Origin of the sequence: Streptococcus sp. DTU_2020_1000888_1_SI_GRL_NUU_041A (genome assembly GCF_032387735.1) — a bacterium.
Classification (GTDB): Bacteria; Bacillota; Bacilli; order Lactobacillales; family Streptococcaceae; genus Streptococcus; species Streptococcus sanguinis.
This window is the reverse complement of sequence record NZ_CP135591.1, coordinates 1,394,460-1,413,101: the sequence shown is the minus strand read 5'-3', so window position 1 is coordinate 1,413,101 and position 18,642 is coordinate 1,394,460. Positions and strand designations below refer to the sequence as shown.

The window sequence follows — 18,642 nt, the reverse complement described above, 5'->3', positions numbered from 1 at the left end:
TGAGGATTATTTAGCTGCTGCTAAATCTTTATCAAACTGTTGTAATTTTGCGAGGTATTGATCTTCACCAAATTTACCGTTGTAAGCATCGCTGAGGATTGCAGCACTTTCAGTCCAGAAGACAGACATTTGGCTAAGTTTAGGCATAACTGTTGTGTAAGTATCAGAAGATCCCATTGTGATAACAGCTTGTGCCAATGCATCTTTCTTCACATCGTCAGACTCTTGTACTTCTTTGTTAGCTGGGATGATGTGACGTCCTTCAAACTTGAATTGGTTTTCTTGGCTATCTTTGCTAGTAAGAGCTTGAGCCAGTTTGTAGCTTGCTGCGATACGCTCAGTGTCACCGTTTGATGGTGTTTGGTTAACTGCGTAAAGTTTTACACCGAGGAAAGCTTTTTGTTGAACGTCTTGTCCACCAATGTTAACTGTTGGGTAAACAGAGATACCAAGGTTGTCTTTGCCGACAGCTTTTTCAGCAGCTGCGTAGTCCCATGGGCCTGATTGGAAAGCGTCAACTGAACCATCTTCAAATTTAGCAAGAAGGTTAGAAGCATCTACGTTTACAAAACCGCTGTTATTCTTTTGAGCTGCGATGAACTTCAGAACGTTCACACCAGCTTCGTTACCCCAGTTTGTTCCGTCTACTTGCTCACCATCTTTACCAAAGAGAGTGTCGCCAACAGAAAGGAAGAGTGGAGCAGTAGCGTAGGCATTAACTTCTTTCAAGTTTCCGCCGAATTTAGCTTTAGAAGTGATGGTTTCATAAGACTTAACATCGTCAGCAGAAAGTTTTGACTTGTTATAGTAGGTAACTTGTGATTCGATACCGAATGGGAAAGCATAAGTTTTACCTTTATACTGAGCACCAATCGCTGCTTGTTCAGTATCGTTCTTCTTGATTTCTTCTGCCATATTAGAAGGAACTTCTTGGATAGCTCCGGCTTCAACTAATTTACCAAGTTGGTCATGTGGCAGAGAGAAAACATCGGCAGCAGTACTAGCATCTTTTGTCAGATTTTCCTGAGCGTTTGGATCTTCCATTTCGACTACGTCAACCTTGTAGCCTGATTCTTTCTCGAACTTGCTAACTGTATCAGAGTAAGAATCTTTAGCACCGGTTGGTACCCAAAGTTTCAAGGTCTTGCTATCGGCTTTAGAAGAAGAGTTCTCCTTGCTGCTATTCGAGCTACAAGCTGCTAACAGCGTTCCTGCAGCTAGCAAGCTGACACTGCCTAATACCACTTTTTTCCATGTTTTCATTCCTATTTCCTCCCGGAATTTTTATTTACAATTCTATTATGCAACCGTTTGCAATTTTTGTCAAGTCTTTTTTTGAAATTTTTTTAAAAATATATTAATTTTTCTAAAATTTTTCTATTTTATTTCTGTTTATATAATAAAAGCCTATTAAAATGGCTGTGCAATCGCTTGCTTGATTTTTACCTAGAAAACGCTTTATTATGAAAAAAATCATGTTTCTTTTGAGATAGATTTTTGGTACATGCAAGAAGATATAAAGACAAGTTATAGTTCAGTATTACCAAAGAAAGGAATAAAACTTTTGATCTTCTAACATTCTAACGTCTTTCTGTTGTATGCTATTCTTTTCTGCTATAATAGACCTATGAATAAGCTAATCCAATCAAAGCTGGAACTGTTGCCGACCAGTCCCGGCTGTTACATTCACAAAGACAAAAACGGTACCATTATTTATGTCGGCAAAGCCAAGAATCTTCGCAATCGGGTCCGTTCTTATTTCCGCGGCAGTCATGACACCAAGACGGAGGCTCTGGTTTCCGAGATTGAGGATTTTGAGTTTATTGTCACCGAGTCTAATATTGAGGCTTTGCTTCTGGAGATTAATCTAATCAAGGAAAACAAGCCTAAGTACAATATCATGCTCAAGGACGATAAGTCCTATCCTTTTATTAAGATTACCAATGAGACCTATCCGCGCCTGATTATCACGCGCCAAGTCAAAAAGGATGGCGGACTTTATTTTGGTCCATATCCGGATGTTGGTGCTGCCAATGAAATCAAGCGACTTTTAGATCGGCTCTTTCCTTTTCGTAAGTGTACCAATCCACCTGAGAAGGTTTGTTTTTACTACCATCTGGGGCAGTGCAAGGCCCACAGTATTTGCCAGGTAGACAGCCAGTATTTCAAAGAGCTGGCTCAGGAGGTTGCGGCTTTTCTCAAGGGCCAGGATGACCAGATTATTGAGGATTTACGGGGGAAAATGGCTGGCGCAGCGCAAGCTACGGAGTTTGAAAAGGCAGCGGAGTACCGCGACTTGATTCAGTCCATTGGCACCTTGCGAACCAAGCAGCGGGTTATGGCCAAGGATTTACAGAATCGGGATGTCTTTGGCTACTATGTAGATAAGGGCTGGATGTGCGTACAGGTTTTCTTTGTCCGCCAGGGCAAGCTAATCGAGCGTGACGTTAATCTCTTTCCTTATTACAATGATCCTGATGAGGATTTTTTGACCTATATCGGCCAGTTCTATCAGGAAAAATCCCACCTCAAGCCCAATGAAATTTTGATTCCGGCAGATATTGACGAAGAAGCTGTCCGAGCCATAGTGGATACCAAGGTGCTTAAGCCCCAGCGAGGCGAGAAGAAGCAGTTGGTCAATCTGGCTATCAAAAACGCCCGAGTCAGTCTCCAGCAGAAGTTTGACCTCTTGGAGAGATCTATTGAAAAGACTCAAGGTGCTATTGAGAATCTAGGGCAGCTCCTTAACATTCCGACACCTGTTCGTATTGAGTCTTTTGATAACTCCAATATTATGGGGACCAGTCCTGTATCAGCTATGGTAGTCTTTGTCAATGGTAAACCTAGCAAGAAGGATTATCGCAAATATAAGATCAAGACTGTCATAGGACCGGATGATTACGCTAGTATGCGTGAGGTCATCAAGCGGCGCTATAGTCGGGTGATTCGGGATGGACTGACTCCGCCTGATCTGATTGTCATTGACGGTGGACAGGGCCAGGTCAATGTCGCTAAAGAAGTGATTCAGGAGCAGTTGGGATTGGATATTCCCATCGCTGGACTGCAAAAAAATGACAAGCACCAGACCCATGAATTGCTTTTTGGTGACCCTCTGCAGGTTGTGGAATTATCTCGTAATTCGCAGGAATTTTTCCTGCTTCAACGTATTCAAGATGAAGTCCACCGCTTTGCTATTACCTTCCATCGCCAGCTCCGGTCTAAGAATTCCTTCTCATCACAGCTAGATGGCATTGAAGGCTTGGGACCAAAACGCAAGCAAAATCTCATGAAACACTTCAAATCTTTAACCAAGATTAAAGAAGCCAGTGTCGACCAAATCGTCGAAGTCGGCGTACCACGAGCTGTGGCAGAAGCGGTGCGGGAGAAGTTAAATCCGAAAACTCAGGAGCGGGAACAGGCACAGTTGCGAGAGGTGGCGGAGCCAATTTTAGATATAGATTGAAAGATTAGTTTGTCGGATTTTAGCGAGTCTTATAAAATAAACTTAAATGAAAGCTTTGCAAAAATTGGGAAAATTATAACTATTATAATGGAGTTGTCTTTGGGAATGGATAATCATCAGTTGCAAAAAATATCTGATATCTTGTATGCTGAAAGCAATGCTAAAGCTGTATCGTATATTAAGAGTCTTCAAACCGAAGATGAACTGTTTGTTTTACTTGATAATTTTAACTGGGATAATGGTTTTGAAGTGCCCCAAGCAGTTATTGAACATTCTAAGTGTACTCTTTCAATTGCTTTATTAGCCTTTTATCGCGCAGATGGCATCAGGTATTTATTAGATTCAGAAGCAGCCTTTGTAAATTTTTCATCTAAGGAGTGGGAAGAATTTATAAAAGATGTCTATGATAAAATTATCAGAAGGAGATTTCCGAATGGGAATATCTCTTTTCAACCCGAAATAATGAGAATTCAAAAATTCAAACTTAAAAAATTAAAATCGGCATTAAATCCAATTTTCATTGATGGAGTTTCTGGGAAAGATTTGAATATAGTAATTTAATTAAATAAGTAGAATAACCACCCAGACATTTTGGATGGTTTTCGTGTTATGTCCTAAAGCCATAATAAAAGGATTGGCGAGCGCCAATCCTTTTATTATTTCAACTCAGAGGAATCTGGTAGATAAGAACCACCAAGGTAGGTATTGCTGAGTTTTTCAAGGCTTCCGTCTTGATAGAGTTCTCTTAATGCATTATCAAATTGTTCCTTGAATGCTTTTTCTTCGCTAGAAAATATAATATAGTTGTTAGGACTGTCAGTGGAAGGAAGATCAACAACAGATAGATCCAAGCCGCGTTCTTTAATAATTTTTTGAACGGAAACTTTGTCAAAGATTAGGAAATCAAAGTCACCATTAGAAAGGTCAAAGATACGTTTTCCTATATCTTCTCCTGAGTACTGGATAGTGGCTGGATTTTCAGTGTGTTTTTGATTCCAATTGTTGATGAATTGGGCGTTCGATGTTCCGATATCCTCTTGAGTTGTTTTACCAGCTATTTGCTCAAGAGAAGTTAAAGGATTCTTCTTATTACTAACGAGTACTAAAGGATTTTTTGAGATGGGGAGTGAGTAGAGGTATTTATCTGCTCTCTCTTTTGTGTAACTCAAGTTATTGGCTGCAGCTTGATAGTGACCGGAATCAAGTCCTGGGAAGATACTTTCCCAAGCAGTTCTTTGAAAGTGAATTTCGTAATCACTGAGCTTCTCATCAATTGCTTTAAGTACTTCAATATCGTAGCCAGTCAGGTTGCCGTTTTCCTCATAGGCGAATGGTGGGACATCGCCAGCTGTTGCAACAGTAATTGTTTTTGGGGACGAATTTTTTTGAGGATTGCTCTGGTGACTGCAGGCGGCTAACAGTGGAAGGATGATTAGTAACAGGACGATTTTTCTCATGTTTTACTCCATTCAAATTGGTATTATTTTATAGCTTATCAGAAACTATCTTGATTAGCCAATATATATTATTTATAGCTGCGATAAGAAACCTTAATAATGAAAAACTTCTGCAAACTCTTACAAAATATGATAAAATGAAGCTAGTATATTTAGAAAAGGATACGACTTATGAAATTTCTAGAACTCAATAAAAAGCGTCATGCTACCAAGCATTTCAATGATAAAACTGTGGATCCAAAGGATGTCCGTACAGCGATTGAAATTGCGACTTTGGCACCTAGTGCCCACAATAGCCAGCCATGGAAATTTGTAGTAGTACGAGAGCGCAATCAAGACTTAGCAGAAATTGCTTTTGGCTCTAACCAAGATCAGATTAAAGAAGCACCAGTGACTATTACCCTCTTTACTGATACTGATTTAACCAAGCGGGCTCGCAAGATTGCGCGTGTGGCTGGAGTTAAGAATTTCTCTGACGAACAGCTCCAATTCTACATGCAGAATCTGCCTGCTGAGTTTGCTCGCTATAGTGAACAGCAAAAGAGCGATTATTTATCTCTCAATGCTGGTCTGGTGGCCATGAATCTTGTTCTGGCTCTGACTGACCAAGGGATAGGCTCTAATATCATCTTAGGTTTCGATAAATCTAAGGTTAATGAGGTTTTGGAAATTGATGAACGTTTCCGTCCGGAACTCTTAATTACGGTTGGTTATACTAATGAAAAACTAGAACCTAGTTATCGTTTGCCGGTTGATGAAATCATTGAGAAACGTTGATATAGTTATGTTTTTGATTTAATTCGTATGTACATTGATTTAAATCGAATTAGAGATTGGGGTAAAATAATGACAATTGATTTTAAAGCAGAAGTTGAAAAACGAAGAGAAGATCTCTTAGCTGACTTGTTCAGTCTTTTAGAAATCAACTCAGAACGGGACGATTCCAAGGCAGACAAGGAACATCCTTTTGGACCTGGTCCTGTTCAAGCTCTGCATAAGTTTTTAGAAATTGCTGAACGAGATGGTTATGAAACCAAGAATGTGGACAATTATGCTGGCCACTTTACTTTTGGTGAGGGTGAGGAAGAATTGGGAATCTTTGCCCACATGGATGTAGTCCCTGCTGGAAGTGGCTGGAATACAGATCCTTACAAACCTGAAATTATTGATGGTAAGCTTTATGCGCGTGGTTCATCTGATGATAAAGGTCCAACTATGGCTTGTTACTATGGTTTGAAAATCATCAAAGACTTGGGCTTGCCAGTATCTAAGCGCGTGCGCTTTGTGGTGGGGACAGACGAGGAATCCGGTTGGCAAGACATGGATTATTATTTCAAACATGTTGGTCTACCTGAGCCAGACTTTGGTTTCTCACCAGATGCTGAGTTCCCAATCATTAACGGTGAAAAAGGGAATATCACAGAATATCTCCACTTTGGTAACAGTAATGATGGCAGCTTTAAACTCAAGAGCTTCACTGGCGGACTTCGTGAGAATATGGTGCCAGAATCAGCGACAGCTATTTTTACAGCAGCAGTTGATGCAGCGGAATTGGATGTCAAATTACAAGACTTTGCTGCTACGCACAAGGTTTCAGCTAGTCTGAAAGCAAGTGGCGACGCTCTTGAAGTGACAGTCATTGGGAAATCAGCTCATGGTTCTACACCAGAGGATGGTATCAACGGAGCAACTTATTTAGCTCTCTTCCTCAACCAATTTGACTTTGCTGGTGACGCCAAGGCTTATCTGGAAGTTGCGGCTCAAGTTCTGCATGAGGACTTTACAGGTGAGAAGTTAGGAATTGCTTATACAGATGCTAAAATGGGTGCTCTCAGCATGAATGCTGGTGTTTTCCATTTTGACAATGCCAAGGCTGACAATACCATTGCTCTGAACATCCGTTACCCTCAAGGTACTGATCCGAAAACAATTCAGGCCGGTCTTGAAAAAGTTACTGGTGTTGTGTCTGTGAGCTTGTCTGAACATGGACATACTCCGCACTATGTCCCAGCAGATGATGAGTTGGTAGCAACTCTTTTGAGTGTTTACGAAAAACAAACGGGTCTCAAAGGACACGAGCAAGTCATTGGTGGCGGAACCTTTGGCCGTCTTTTGAAGCGAGGTGTGGCTTTTGGAGCTATGTTCCCAGACTATGTCAATACCATGCACCAAGCCAATGAATTTACAGATGTAGAAGACCTTTTCCGTGCTGCGGCCATTTACGCGGAAGCTATCTACGAACTAATCAAATAAAAAAGAAGAACTCGTTTGGTCTTGCCAAATGAGTTTCTTTGCAAGGAGTTGCTATGCATACTTTAGAAGATATTACAAAGGCCATCATGGCTGATCCAGAAAATCAGAAATTTACGGAGCAGGGAATCAAGCCACTCTTTGCGGCACCAAAGAATGCTCGGATTAACATTGTTGGTCAAGCGCCAGGGTTGAAAACTCAAGAGGCAGGGCTTTACTGGAAAGATAAGAGTGGTGACCGACTGAGGGAATGGCTGGGGGTTGATGAAGACACGTTTTATAATTCTGGCTACTTTGCAGTTTTGCCCATGGATTTTTATTTTCCAGGACATGGGAAATCTGGTGATTTACCGCCTCGTAAGGACTTTGCGGACAAATGGCATCAGCCGATTTTAGAGCTTTTGCCAGATATTGAGCTGACTATTTTGATTGGTCAGTATGCACAGAAATACTATCTGCATCAAAAAGGAAATATCAAGCTGACCGAGACGGTTCAGCATTATCAAGACTACCTGCCTGACTTTTTTCCTTTGGTTCACCCATCGCCCCGCAACCAAATCTGGATGGCTAAAAATCCTTGGTTTGCAGAGCAGGTTGTGCCAGACTTGCAAGCGTTGGTGCAAAAGATTATTCATCAATAAAGGAGAAAAACTATGGATGCTTATCAACAAGTGGCTAATAAGTTGCAAGAGTTGGGGATCACCTTTGATGTGGTGGAGCACCCGCCTGCATTTACGACAGAGCAAGCAGATAGCTATATTGAAGACATGGAGGGTGTTCGGACTAAGACTATGTTTTTAACCAATAAGAAGAAAACCCAGTATTATCTTCTAATTATGGATGACAAGAAACGATTGGATATGGATAACTTTAAAGTTCAAGTGGGAGCCGATCGGATTCGCATGGCCTCATTGGACTCCTTGGCTGAGAAAATGAGCCTACCAGCAGGAACGGTATCGCCTTTTGGTCTGCTTAACAATGAGGAGAAGGACGTTCAAGTTTATTTTGATAAAGAAATTATCGGCGAAGAACGCATGACTTTCCATCCTAATACCAATGAAAAGACTATCTTTGTCTCTACAAGAGATTTGTTTAAATTCTTGCAAGATTTGGGCTACTCTTACCAAGTGCTGGAGTTTTAACTAACTGTTTTGCTGAGATAGAGTAGTACTATCCAGCTGTTCTCTCAGGTTGTCAAACCGAGCAGATTGGTATTACTCATTTGCTAGAGAATAGTCCCTCTATCTTGATCTTGGATGAAGGACGTAGCTAGCAACTTGGTTCCCCTCAGGAGATTCTCCAACAGCCGGCCAATGATTTTGCCAAAGTTCGGTTTGATTTTCAGGAGTAGCTGACTGACTTTTTGATAAGTCTAAGCTTAGAATGCTAAACTTTGTAGAAAGCGAGGTGATTCTATGGAAACGATGAAAGCTATAGTCATTTACGAAGCAGGTGGTCCAGAAAAGCTTCTGCTGGAAGAAAGACCGATTCCAGAACTTCAAGAAGGCTGGACCTTGGTCAAGGTCAGAGGGTTTGGGATTAACCGATCGGAGATTTTTACTCGTGAGGGTTTATCGCCTAGTGTCACCTTCCCTCGGATTTTAGGCATTGAGTGCGTTGGTCAAGTGGCCGAGACGACTCGGCCTGATTTAGAGATTGGTCAGAAAGTAGTTTCCATCATGGGAGAAATGGGGCGAGCTTTTGACGGCTCTTATGCCGAGTATGTTCTCCTGCCGAACGACCAAATTTATACAGTCGAGACCAATCTGACCTGGACAGAGCTGGCAGCAGTGCCAGAGACCTATTATACTGCCCTAGGCTCTATGAAAAATCTACGCATCGAGCCTAATGATAAGATTTTGGTTCGGGCTGCCACTAGCGGTGTCGGTTTGGCCTTTGCTCGTCTGGTCAAGGCACAGTTTCCAGACACACATATCGTGGGCTCGGTCAATAGCGGTTCCAAACAGTTTCTGCTCAAGCACCAAGCCTACGACGATATCATCATAGACCAGGATGGTCGACTGGAAACAGAGGAGAAGTTTGGTAAAATCCTTGAGTTGGTCGGCCCAGCAACTGTCAAGGATTCATTTGACCATATCGCTGAGGGGGGGATTATCTGTGTGACCGGACTCTTGGGAGGTCAGTGGGAGCTGGATGATTTCAACCCAATTGAAGAAATTAAAAACAACAGTTTTTTGACAAGTTTTCACTCAGCTCATGTGAGTCAAGACTTGATGGACGAATTATTTGACTATATTGACCGCTATCAGGTCAATGTTACACCAAGGCGTGTCTTTTCCCTAGAGCAAGTGCCCAAAGCTCATTCTTTTATAGAGGGAACGGCAGGTTTTGGAAAAATTGTGATTATGAATGAATAGGAGAAAAAGAATGCAAAAAATTAGCGCGAAAGATTTATATGACAAATTGCAGCTAGAAGAACTGCAGTTGATTGATGTTCGCGAGGTGGACGAATTTACAGCTGGACATGTCTCTGGAGCTCAGAATCTGCCTCTCAGCAGCTTGGCGGAGAATTATGGACAATTGGATAAACAAATCCCTTACCATATCATCTGTCAAAAAGGCGGACGCTCAGCGCGTGCCTGCGAATTTTTGGAAGCTAAGGGTTACCAAGTAACCAATGTTGAAGGAGGAGTGGAAGCTTTTCCTGATAAATTGACGATATGACAAGCGATTAAGAAGAGCAAATGCCGGAATAGATTGAATTTCCGGCCCTTTTTTTGTATACTATAGTAGTATAATAATTTATAGATAGGAGATATTTTATGTCAAAACAAGATTGGCTTGAATATTTTGAGGCCGTTAATGGACGCTCGGCTACAGAGGAAGAAATTGCCCAAGCTTTGGCTGCCGGGGAATTTGTTGAAGCTGAACAGGTAAGTGCGGAGCAAGCCTCTAGTGAAGCTAGTCCGGCTTCATCAAGCTTTGAACAGCCGCAAAACTTCCAACAGCCTTTTGCTCAGCAGGCTTCTCAACAATATCAAGAAGTTCCTCAGCAACAAGCAAATCCAAATCAATTTGCAAATCAGGGACAAGCTTATCAGCAACAAGGATTTCAGCAAGCAAGTCCCTTTGCTGGACAGCCTCAGTCTTCTGGTCCGCAAGCTTATCAGAACAACCAGCAGCAAGGACAGTTCAATTCACAAATACCTCAACAAGGACCACAGGCTTATTACAGTCAGCAACCTCCTCAACCCAGCGAGTTTTCTAAAACAATGAAAGGTTTCTGGGCTTGGCTCGTTTCAGCTTGGAAATCACCGACATCTGAAGTTGAGAGCAGTAAGGTGAATGGTTACCTTTCTCTAGGTTTGACAGCGTTCTTTTTTGCTATTGTTGCAAACTACAATATTTTCAGTACCATTGGTATCATGAGTTTTGGTATGTATAATGGACCGACTTTTAATTTCAAAGTCTTCTTTGTTTCTCTGATAGCAGCGGCTCTCTTCCTTTTCTCTATTATATTAGGTGGTTTTGTTGTGAAGCGTTTGGTCTACCAAGATAGAAGTTTTACCTTTAATAAGGCTTTTGATTGGTATGGTCGACTTTATGCCATTGTTCTTCCATTTATTGCTGCTTCAGCTCTGTTTGCTCTGTTGGGTATTATTCATTTATCTCTGTTTTTCACATGGATTGTTCTTTTGTTAGTCGGAGTTGGAGCGACCTTTGCTTTGATTTATTCCAAGACAAACAACTCTATGGATCCTTTTTATAAATATCTATTGGCCATTATTATCAATGGTGTGATTACAATTATCTTCTCTTTCATCGCTTTTTCTCTACTAGCTAGTATCATAATGATGTAATAATTGGAGGAGATTTATGGCAACAAAAGAAAAATGGGTTGATCTCTTTGAAAAAGTAATTGGTCGAAAACCAACTGCAAGTGAGTTCCAAGCCGGCAAACAATCTAACTTTGATCCAAAAAAGATTAAGGAGATTGCAGGCGAAGCAGGGGAAGCAACCACAGATACTTCGTCAGTAGAAAATACTACTGATGAAGCTTCTGATAATCAAGATATTGTTCAGGAGACACCTTCTGAAGATTCTGTCACAGAAGAATCGATTCAACCAACTTCCCAAGATGAGAAGCAAGGCGAGTTTGAATCTAGCCAATATGAAGAACTTCGCCAGAATTGGCTGCAAGCTTTTGAAAATAATATTGGTCGAAAACCTACCAAAGAAGAATTTGCAGAAGCTAAGAGTCAAGGATTCTCTAACTTGCCTATTCGGTCTGAACTGCTCGACTCGCAATTACCACAGAAACCGGTAAAAAAGGCTAAAAAGAGAATATCAAAGAAGCAAGCAATCATGATTGGGGCTCCAACCGTTTTAGTTGCCGCTTTGATTGGAGTTTTCTTCTATTTAAACTCTATAACTGGAGTTAAAGTGGTCACAGACCATTTTGCAAAAGCCGTCTCTAGTAAAGACTTCGATGAAGTGGCAAGTCTTCTTTCTACTCAATCCGATAAGTGGACACGCGCGGAAGCAAGAGCTTTAGTTGAGCACCTAGAGAGCCAGGAGATTAATCTCGAAACTGAGCTAGATAACATTGTTGAGTCAAATGGCAAATCTGCTTATATTGATGACAACAATAATAAGATTTTAGGTGTTACTGAAAAGAGTAAGAAATTTGGTATTTTCCAGGAATATCAAATGGTTTCCTATCCAGTCAAAGTTAAAGTCAATACAAATTTGGATAATGCTACCATTAAACCTGGTGAGAAAAAAACTATTACTCTTAAGAAAAATACAGACACTGAATTGGGTGAATATCACTTCATCAAACAAGATTTTACACTCAAAGGAAAGACAGATGTTGGAGATGTAGAGAGTAAGGTTCAGCTTGATTTAGCTACGGCTAAAGATAATGAAATCAAACTGGATCTCAAGTCTGAAAAGAAACAGCTAAAAATTACTATGCCTTCTGAAACTTCAAAAGCAACAGATATTAAAATCGTTGTTAATGGCAAAGAAAGTGGTAGCAGTTTGACCCCTGAGCTGCAGCTTGTTCCTTATCAAGAACTTGAAATTTATGCCAAGTTTACTATCTCTGATACTACCTTTACTACCAATAAAGAAACAGTAATTGTGGAAGATGATACTACTAATGTGAAATTATCGCTTCCTAAGGAAGTGGTTTCTAAGATTAGAGAAAAGAACGAAGAAGCGAAAAAGGTTGAGGCTCAAAAGGCAAAAGTCTCTACTTTCCTTAATGACTACCGCAGTGCTGTTTTCAGCTCTGTTTCTAACAGAAGCAACAACTATTCTCAATACTACGATACCTCTAGTGCTGTATATCGAGAAATGGTTGAGTGGACCACTGGTGGTGGTGTTAAGAAAGCAAAAATTAACTATTATGAGCCAGGAGCTTTGGATATCCGCGAAATCAAGGAAGAAAATGGTTCCTATATCGTGACAACATATGAGGACTACACAGTCCACTATGTCGATAGCACTCCAAATAGTGTAAATCGTAAAAATAAGACTTATTACTTGAAACCTAGCGGGGATTCTTTTGTAATCTATAATCTTGAAGTTTCAGAAGGTTGATATTATGACAATGAAATACAGTAAACTAATTCTTCTTGCAGCATCTGTTCTTGTTCTAGGCGCGTGTTCGTCTGGTAAAGACACTACTGGAGATAGCTCTGATAAACAAGCGGCTAGCTCAACTAGTACAGTTAAGAAACAAGATGCTGAAAAAGACAAAAATTCTAGCCAAGATACGACAACATCTTCAGACAGCACTGATACTAAAAAGAAGCAAAATCACGAAGCCAAAACTCTTGATCAAAATGTTTCCTATAACGGTAGCTACTACAGTGTCAAAGGGAAATATGATGAGATTCTTCTTGTCAACAAACACTACCCTTTGTCTCCTTCCTATAACCCAGGTGAGAATGCGACTGCTAAAGCAGAATTGCTCAAACTGATTGCAGACATGCAGGCACAAGGCTATGCCATTAGCGACCAATACAGTGGTTTCCGCAGCTATGATACTCAGACCGAGCTCTATCAAAATTATGTCAATCAGGATGGTAAGGCAGCTGCAGACCGCTATTCAGCTCGACCAGGCTACAGCGAGCACCAGACTGGTTTGGCATTTGACTTGATTGACAAGAATGGCAATCTCGTACAAGAAGCTGGAGCAAGTCAGTGGCTTCTAAATAATGCCTATAAATACGGTTTTATCGTTCGCTATCTAGAGGGTAAGGAAGGTTCAACTGGCTATATGCCTGAAAGCTGGCATCTGCGCTATATTGGTCAAGAAGCCAAGGAAATTGCTCAATCAGGCAAATCTTTAGAAGAATATTTCGGCATTACTGGTGGAGGCTATGAAGATCAGTAGTCACATCATCCATTAGAAGGAGGAAGAAAATGAAATTTTTTGTTACCAATCCCAATAATGATTTTGCAGAAACACCTGTGCAAGAAGAAGGCAGAATCATCCATCATCTGCATCTTGCTAAAGGAAAAGAAGTACCAGAGCATAGTGCTGATGCGCTAGTAACAGTTGTTTGTTTGTCGGGAGATGTAAGCTTTTCTGCTGGAGAACAAACTGTGCGGCTAGTGGCAGGTTCCTTTTTGACGATGGAGCCCAATGAGCCACACAGCTTGGTCGGAGAGGAAGATAGCCACCTCTTAGTTATCAAACAACTCAAATATTAATAAATTCAAAATACTAGAAGCTGGAATAAATGCTTCTAGTATTTTTTACTACTTTTTAATTTATATTCATTTATATAGATAAAAACCCATAAGCAAGAAAAATTCAAACAGATTCTTTGATTCTTAAAACAAACTTAAGTTTAGCTTAAAAAAGGCTTAATATAAGCTTAAAATAAACTTAAACAAAAAATTGGAATGATAGGGTGAGGAGTTTTTATAAATAAGCAATAAAAATAATTTACACAGTGTAAACCAAATTATAAACATTTTTCTATTGTTTTGGTTCGTTAAAAAGAAGATTTTATAGATTTTCAAAGATAAAAAACAGAAAAATAAACAAAAAGACGAACTATAAAAAATTACCCATAAAAATAATTTACACCCTGTTAACTAAAATGCTTGCATTCAAAAATTTCTTGTGCTATAATTCGTCTTGAGGGTGAGATATGCATAAAAAAGTATTTTCAAGCATATTGACTTCTTTATTTCTAAATCAAATGTTATAAAAACATTTATGTGCAACCTTTAATCAGGTGGATTCACTAACTAGTGATTCGTTTTTTTGCGTTTGATAATGATGGAGCAGTCAACTGTCAGCTGGCAGTATTTTCGTGAAATTCTTTTTTATGAAGTTGTGCACAAAAAATAAATTCCCCCCACAAAAAAATAAAGTGATGTTGGTCACTTTGGAGGTTTAATTAATATGAACAATCGTTTCAGACTCTTATCAAGATCTGTTGTGGCTGCTGCGGCTATTATTCCAGCATTTGCTCTTGCGAATAATGCTCAGGCTCAAGATTATGGTTATAACTACTATCAACCAGGTTATAATTACTGGAATGGTGGTTACAACAATTATAACTATGGTTATAACAACTATAATTACCGTAACAACCGCAACTACCGTTACAACAATTACAACTATGGTTACAATAACTACAATTATGGCTATAACAACTATAACTACGGATATAACTACGGTTACAATGGCTATAATTACGACTATGGTTATAATAACTATTATCCAGGCTATAACAACTGGAATTATAACTATAGCAACAATTATGGCTATAATGGTTGGAATAATTACAACAATCTTGCAAACGATGAAAACTACATTTACTGGAATGGTAACCATTACTACCGTATGACAGATGGTTCTTACCGTATCTATCGTGATGGTGAGTGGAAACCATTGACAAATACTAACAATAACAGCACATCCAATAACAACTTGGAAAACGATCCGCATTATCGTTATGAAAATGGTTATCATTACTATGTATTGGATAATGGCGACTATTACTACTATCAAAATGGTAAGTGGGTGTTTGTTAAGGATTCCGCTGATAACTCAACTAATCCAACAACTCCAAGCCAGCCGGAGGAGCCAAAACCAGAAGTTCCAACTCCGACACCAGCAGAACCAGAGCAACCAACTCCAGCTCCAAATGATAGACCGGAACAACCAACAACTCCAGCAGAACCAAAACCTGAGGTACCAAGTGTTGATTTGCCAGAAAATCCTCCGATTAACGGTGCAGAAGGTGATCTCAATCCATTTGCTCCGAAACCAGAGCAACCAGCAGAACCAAAACCAGAAACTCCAACAAGACCTGCTGTGCCAGAGACTCCTGGTTTGGTAACAACTGATAAACCAAGTGAAGATCAAATTCCTCCATATGTTGAAAAACCAGCAGAAGGTCTTGAACACTTGACATGGGCACCAAATGGACGAGCTCCGAAAATTATCTACCCAACTGGAAAACCAGGTGACAAGGCTCTTGAGTCAGATCCTAACTATTACTTTGATGGATCTACTCATTATTACCGTATACCATCTGACTCAGAAGCTAATGGATACTCTCCATATTGGAAATGGTTTGGTGACAAATGGAAACTTCAAGGTATGACTGATCCAAACGATCCAGCTCTTGATCCAAAACTTCACGAAAACACTGCAGATGATGAATACATGTACAGTGATAAAGACTCTAGCGTGAAATTGTACTCAACTAACCTAGTGACAACTGCTAAAGCTGGTCAACCGCTGCCATTCAAGAACGTTGAAGAGTTCAAAAACTACGTTATCGAAAAGATGAATCCTAAGTTCCTTGATAACGCAGGATGGGATGCCAAGGTTGAGTGGGAAATCGAAGATCCAGAAATCTTTGAGAAAACCAAAGAAAACCCATATGCTAAGGATTATGTCTTGATTGCAAACCTTAAGAGTGGTGTTGAGGATAAGAAATACAGTGATGTAGAATTTGGTTATGTTAAGTTTGTTTACCGTGTTGAAGCAACAAACGATACAAACTATGACTATGTTTCAAAAGCTAAAGAAGCTTTCGCTAAAATCAATGAAGAGCGTAAAGCTCAAGGTTTGAAAGAGTTGACTTGGTCAGAAGACATTTATCAAAATCAAGCACTTCCAAAAGTAAATGAAATCTCACGTCAATACGATAGCTCAGGCTTTGTTGGACGTCGTGATGAAGATCCATCTGTTGTCGTTAAGAAATGGGCTAACAGCGGTCTGAGAGAATTGCTTCTTGATCCTAACGTAACTGAAGGGGCAGTAGCGACAGTTGTAGACGGAAACGGTGTTTACTACTGGGCATACAGCTATAAATAATAAGGAATTTTATTCTTAAACATCTGTGTTCTTAATCTTTGGTTGCATATAAACCACACTCCAAAAGTTAGATTTTAATTGTCTGACTTTTGGAGTTTTTTTGTTGAATTAACTAGGAAGCAAAAGTAGCGGTTGTGGATAGATTTTAAAGTTTAAAAAGGCGAAAAGAAATTTTGAGTACAAAAAAAGCACCGATTGGTGCTTATGATTATTTGAGACCGTATTTTTTGTTGAAACGATCCACACGTCCATCTGCTTGAGTGAACTTTTGACGTCCAGTGTAGAATGGGTGTGAGTCTGATGAAATTTCTACACGGATCAATGGGTAAGTTTCCCCTTCGAATTCAACTGTTTCGTTTGAACGCTTAGTTGAACCGCTAAGGAACTGGTAGCCGGTAGAAGTGTCCATGAAGACAACTGGGCGGTATTCTGGATGAATATCTTTTCTCATTTTACAAAAATTTCCTTTCTGCCATGGTCTCTTTGCGAGCCATAGATTAGTTACTTTGATAGTTTATCAAATTCTGATTGATTTGACAAGACTTTTAGACTAATTTCTTACTTTTTTGCCAATTCTTTCATCTCGGTGTAGATTTGCTCTATTTCTGCCTTTGAAAATGCATTGGCTCCGCTGGCTAAGGGGTGTCCACCGCCGTGATGATTTTTAGCAATACCGTTGATAGGAATAACCTTGCTGCGCATGCGGACACGGTAGTGACCATCTGGCTGCTCAACAAAGATAGCCCACAGACTGACATCTTCAATTCGTCCAGGTGCCCCGACGATGGCTGCTGTATCAGCATCGGTTAGTTGATAGGCTTGTAAAACTTCCTGAGGCAGAATGACCCGCGCAGTCCCATTTTCATCTATTTCCAATTGCTCATAGACATAGCCCTGCAGTTTAGCTACCTGGCGGCTGATAGAGTCCATTTTACGAGACAAGGCTGATAAGTCGAAATCGTACTGGCGCAGCTTGGCAGCTACTTCGAATGTGCGGGCGCTAGTGGAAGGATAAAGGAAGCGGCCAGTGTCGCCGATGATACCAGCATAGAGGAGTTCAGCAGCTTCCTTGCTCAAGTCTAAGTTATTTTCAAAGGCAAAGAGAGCGATCATCTCACTGGCACTGCTGGAGCTTGTATCAACTAGAGAAATATCTCCGTAAACCTCATCATCAGGATGATGATCGATTTTGATGAGGAAGTCGCCTGTCGTGTAGCGTTGGTCGTCAATGCGGGCTGTATTAGCAGTGTCACAGACGATGACTAGAGCCTCTCGGTAATCTTCGTCTGCGACTTGGTCCATTTGTGCTAGCCACATGAGATTTGGCTCATCGTAGCCTGTTACTTTTATTGTCTTTTCTGGGAAGTGGTACTGAAGCAGCTTTTGTAGTCCGACCTGACTGCCAAGAGCATCAGGATCTGGCCGCATATGGCGGTGGATGATAATAGTATCGTATTCTTTGATCTTACTTAAAATATCATGATAAAGAGTCATAAATAACCTCGTCAACTTTCTTTACCCATTGTAGCATAAGAGTTTTTATTTTTAAAATAAAAAAGATATGATATAATGAGAGCAGATTAGAATTTGGAGGAAGATATGACCTTAGCGAAAATTGTATTTGCCAGCATGACTGGAAACACCGAGGAAATTGCTGATATTGTGGCGGATAAGCTAAGAGACCTGGATGTAGAAGTTGAAGTGGACGAGTGCACCACTGTCGATGCAGAAGATTTCTTGGAAGCAGATATTACGATTGTAGCAACCTACACCTATGGTGACGGTGAGCTGCCTGATGAGATGATGGACTTCTACGAAGACTTGTCTAGTTTGGATTTGTCTGGCAAGGTCTATGGGGTGGTCGGTTCAGGCGATACTTTCTATGACGAATTCTGCAAGGCTGTTGATGACTTCGATGCTGCCTTTGCTGCTACAGGAGCGACGAAGGGTGCAGAAAGTGTTAAAGTAGACCTATCTGCGGAAGATGATGATATTGCACGTTTGGAAGCTTTTGCAGAAGGCTTGGTTAATAAAGTTTAAAGTGATAAATAGAGGAAACGGCTGCGGCCGTTTTTTTGTGCGAAAATGTTATTTTCTGACAATTCTCATGATTAGGAGTATAATATAGGTAAGCGCTATCCATCAGATAAAGG

Annotated in this window: 18 protein-coding genes; 14 read left to right on the top strand and 4 right to left on the bottom strand. The window is 40.3% G+C overall.

Annotation, left to right across the window (positions count from 1 at the left end; translation table 11 throughout):
• Window positions 1–6 precede the first annotated feature (6 nt).
• On the bottom strand, window positions 7–1,263 hold the full coding sequence (locus RSK81_RS06855; RefSeq protein WP_315686276.1) for an extracellular solute-binding protein: 1,257 nt from the start codon (window positions 1,261–1,263) through the stop codon (window positions 7–9).
• Between the two features lie 364 nt (window positions 1,264–1,627).
• Between RSK81_RS06855 and uvrC the strand changes: the two genes are divergently transcribed.
• Together uvrC and RSK81_RS06845 are read left to right on the top strand one after the other, a co-directional pair.
• A complete protein-coding gene (gene uvrC / locus RSK81_RS06850) occupies window positions 1,628–3,463 on the top strand; it encodes an excinuclease ABC subunit UvrC (protein ID WP_315686274.1) in 1,836 nt (611 codons plus the stop codon).
• Between the two features lie 87 nt (window positions 3,464–3,550).
• A complete protein-coding gene (locus RSK81_RS06845; protein ID WP_032908292.1) occupies window positions 3,551–4,024 on the top strand; it encodes a DUF4274 domain-containing protein in 474 nt (157 codons plus the stop codon).
• Window positions 4,025–4,119: 95 nt separating this feature from the next.
• Here the strand turns inward: RSK81_RS06845 and RSK81_RS06840 are convergent, their stop codons facing one another.
• On the bottom strand, window positions 4,120–4,920 hold the full coding sequence (locus RSK81_RS06840) for an amino acid ABC transporter substrate-binding protein (RefSeq protein WP_002924502.1): 801 nt from the start codon (window positions 4,918–4,920) through the stop codon (window positions 4,120–4,122).
• 171 nt (window positions 4,921–5,091) lie between these two features.
• Here RSK81_RS06840 and RSK81_RS06835 point away from each other — a divergent pair, with 171 nt between their 5' ends.
• From RSK81_RS06835 to RSK81_RS06785, 11 genes are all read left to right on the top strand, one after another.
• A complete protein-coding gene (locus RSK81_RS06835; protein WP_049552771.1) occupies window positions 5,092–5,697 on the top strand; it encodes a nitroreductase family protein in 606 nt (201 codons plus the stop codon).
• A 69-nt stretch (window positions 5,698–5,766) separates the two neighbouring features.
• Window positions 5,767–7,173 (top strand): dipeptidase PepV, encoded by a 1,407-nt coding sequence (pepV, locus tag RSK81_RS06830; RefSeq protein WP_268682224.1) that lies wholly within the window; start codon window positions 5,767–5,769, stop codon window positions 7,171–7,173.
• Between the two features lie 53 nt (window positions 7,174–7,226).
• Window positions 7,227–7,811 carry a uracil-DNA glycosylase family protein gene (locus RSK81_RS06825; RefSeq protein ID WP_268682223.1) on the top strand — a complete coding sequence of 195 codons (585 nt, stop codon included), beginning with the start codon at window positions 7,227–7,229 and terminating at the stop codon, window positions 7,809–7,811.
• Window positions 7,812–7,823: 12 nt separating this feature from the next.
• Entirely contained in the window at window positions 7,824–8,312 is a 489-nt protein-coding gene (locus RSK81_RS06820) for a prolyl-tRNA synthetase associated domain-containing protein (protein ID WP_268682222.1), read from the top strand.
• A gap of 273 nt (window positions 8,313–8,585) precedes the next feature.
• A complete protein-coding gene (locus RSK81_RS06815; protein ID WP_002924514.1) occupies window positions 8,586–9,548 on the top strand; it encodes a zinc-binding alcohol dehydrogenase family protein in 963 nt (320 codons plus the stop codon).
• Window positions 9,541–9,855 carry a rhodanese-like domain-containing protein gene (locus RSK81_RS06810; RefSeq protein WP_002924520.1) on the top strand — a complete coding sequence of 105 codons (315 nt, stop codon included), beginning with the start codon at window positions 9,541–9,543 and terminating at the stop codon, window positions 9,853–9,855. Before RSK81_RS06815 ends, RSK81_RS06810 begins: the two co-directional genes overlap by 8 nt.
• 98 nt (window positions 9,856–9,953) lie before the next feature.
• Window positions 9,954–10,991 (top strand): DUF6574 domain-containing protein, encoded by a 1,038-nt coding sequence (locus RSK81_RS06805; RefSeq protein ID WP_002915046.1) that lies wholly within the window; start codon window positions 9,954–9,956, stop codon window positions 10,989–10,991.
• A gap of 16 nt (window positions 10,992–11,007) precedes the next feature.
• Entirely contained in the window at window positions 11,008–12,738 is a 1,731-nt protein-coding gene (locus RSK81_RS06800) for a TcaA second domain-containing protein (protein WP_002924522.1), read from the top strand.
• Between the two features lie 4 nt (window positions 12,739–12,742).
• Window positions 12,743–13,537 carry an LD-carboxypeptidase LdcB/DacB gene (gene ldcB / locus RSK81_RS06795; RefSeq protein ID WP_376738743.1) on the top strand — a complete coding sequence of 265 codons (795 nt, stop codon included), beginning with the start codon at window positions 12,743–12,745 and terminating at the stop codon, window positions 13,535–13,537.
• Between the two features lie 29 nt (window positions 13,538–13,566).
• Window positions 13,567–13,857: a cupin domain-containing protein gene (locus RSK81_RS06790; protein WP_002895366.1), complete on the top strand. Its 291-nt coding sequence runs from the start codon at window positions 13,567–13,569 to the stop codon at window positions 13,855–13,857.
• Between the two features lie 703 nt (window positions 13,858–14,560).
• A complete protein-coding gene (locus RSK81_RS06785; RefSeq protein ID WP_080561370.1) occupies window positions 14,561–16,489 on the top strand; it encodes a cell wall protein in 1,929 nt (642 codons plus the stop codon).
• A 208-nt stretch (window positions 16,490–16,697) separates the two neighbouring features.
• Here RSK81_RS06785 and RSK81_RS06780 read toward each other — a convergent pair whose 3' ends face one another.
• Entirely contained in the window at window positions 16,698–16,940 is a 243-nt protein-coding gene (locus RSK81_RS06780; RefSeq protein WP_002895374.1) for a type B 50S ribosomal protein L31, read from the bottom strand.
• A gap of 107 nt (window positions 16,941–17,047) precedes the next feature.
• A complete protein-coding gene (locus tag RSK81_RS06775; RefSeq protein WP_268682217.1) occupies window positions 17,048–17,983 on the bottom strand; it encodes a DHH family phosphoesterase in 936 nt (311 codons plus the stop codon).
• Window positions 17,984–18,088: 105 nt separating this feature from the next.
• Between RSK81_RS06775 and RSK81_RS06770 the strand changes: the two genes are divergently transcribed.
• Window positions 18,089–18,529: a flavodoxin gene (locus RSK81_RS06770; protein WP_002924537.1), complete on the top strand. Its 441-nt coding sequence runs from the start codon at window positions 18,089–18,091 to the stop codon at window positions 18,527–18,529.
• Window positions 18,530–18,642: the final 113 nt, after the last annotated feature.

What these genes read in the sequence shown, in the direction of transcription:
- RSK81_RS06855 (WP_315686276.1), bottom strand. Translation starts at nt 1,263, where the DNA reads ATGAAAACATGGAAAAAAGTGGTATTAGGCAGTGTCAGCTTGCTAGCT.
- uvrC (WP_315686274.1), top strand. Translation starts at nt 1,628, where the DNA reads ATGAATAAGCTAATCCAATCAAAGCTGGAACTGTTGCCGACCAGTCCC.
- RSK81_RS06845 (WP_032908292.1), top strand. Translation starts at nt 3,551, where the DNA reads ATGGAGTTGTCTTTGGGAATGGATAATCATCAGTTGCAAAAAATATCT.
- RSK81_RS06840 (WP_002924502.1), bottom strand. Translation starts at nt 4,920, where the DNA reads ATGAGAAAAATCGTCCTGTTACTAATCATCCTTCCACTGTTAGCCGCC.
- RSK81_RS06835 (WP_049552771.1), top strand. Translation starts at nt 5,092, where the DNA reads ATGAAATTTCTAGAACTCAATAAAAAGCGTCATGCTACCAAGCATTTC.
- pepV (WP_268682224.1), top strand. Translation starts at nt 5,767, where the DNA reads ATGACAATTGATTTTAAAGCAGAAGTTGAAAAACGAAGAGAAGATCTC.
- RSK81_RS06825 (WP_268682223.1), top strand. Translation starts at nt 7,227, where the DNA reads ATGCATACTTTAGAAGATATTACAAAGGCCATCATGGCTGATCCAGAA.
- RSK81_RS06820 (WP_268682222.1), top strand. Translation starts at nt 7,824, where the DNA reads ATGGATGCTTATCAACAAGTGGCTAATAAGTTGCAAGAGTTGGGGATC.
- RSK81_RS06815 (WP_002924514.1), top strand. Translation starts at nt 8,586, where the DNA reads ATGGAAACGATGAAAGCTATAGTCATTTACGAAGCAGGTGGTCCAGAA.
- RSK81_RS06810 (WP_002924520.1), top strand. Translation starts at nt 9,541, where the DNA reads ATGAATAGGAGAAAAAGAATGCAAAAAATTAGCGCGAAAGATTTATAT.
- RSK81_RS06805 (WP_002915046.1), top strand. Translation starts at nt 9,954, where the DNA reads ATGTCAAAACAAGATTGGCTTGAATATTTTGAGGCCGTTAATGGACGC.
- RSK81_RS06800 (WP_002924522.1), top strand. Translation starts at nt 11,008, where the DNA reads ATGGCAACAAAAGAAAAATGGGTTGATCTCTTTGAAAAAGTAATTGGT.
- ldcB (WP_376738743.1), top strand. Translation starts at nt 12,743, where the DNA reads ATGACAATGAAATACAGTAAACTAATTCTTCTTGCAGCATCTGTTCTT.
- RSK81_RS06790 (WP_002895366.1), top strand. Translation starts at nt 13,567, where the DNA reads ATGAAATTTTTTGTTACCAATCCCAATAATGATTTTGCAGAAACACCT.
- RSK81_RS06785 (WP_080561370.1), top strand. Translation starts at nt 14,561, where the DNA reads ATGAACAATCGTTTCAGACTCTTATCAAGATCTGTTGTGGCTGCTGCG.
- RSK81_RS06780 (WP_002895374.1), bottom strand. Translation starts at nt 16,940, where the DNA reads ATGAGAAAAGATATTCATCCAGAATACCGCCCAGTTGTCTTCATGGAC.
- RSK81_RS06775 (WP_268682217.1), bottom strand. Translation starts at nt 17,983, where the DNA reads ATGACTCTTTATCATGATATTTTAAGTAAGATCAAAGAATACGATACT.
- RSK81_RS06770 (WP_002924537.1), top strand. Translation starts at nt 18,089, where the DNA reads ATGACCTTAGCGAAAATTGTATTTGCCAGCATGACTGGAAACACCGAG.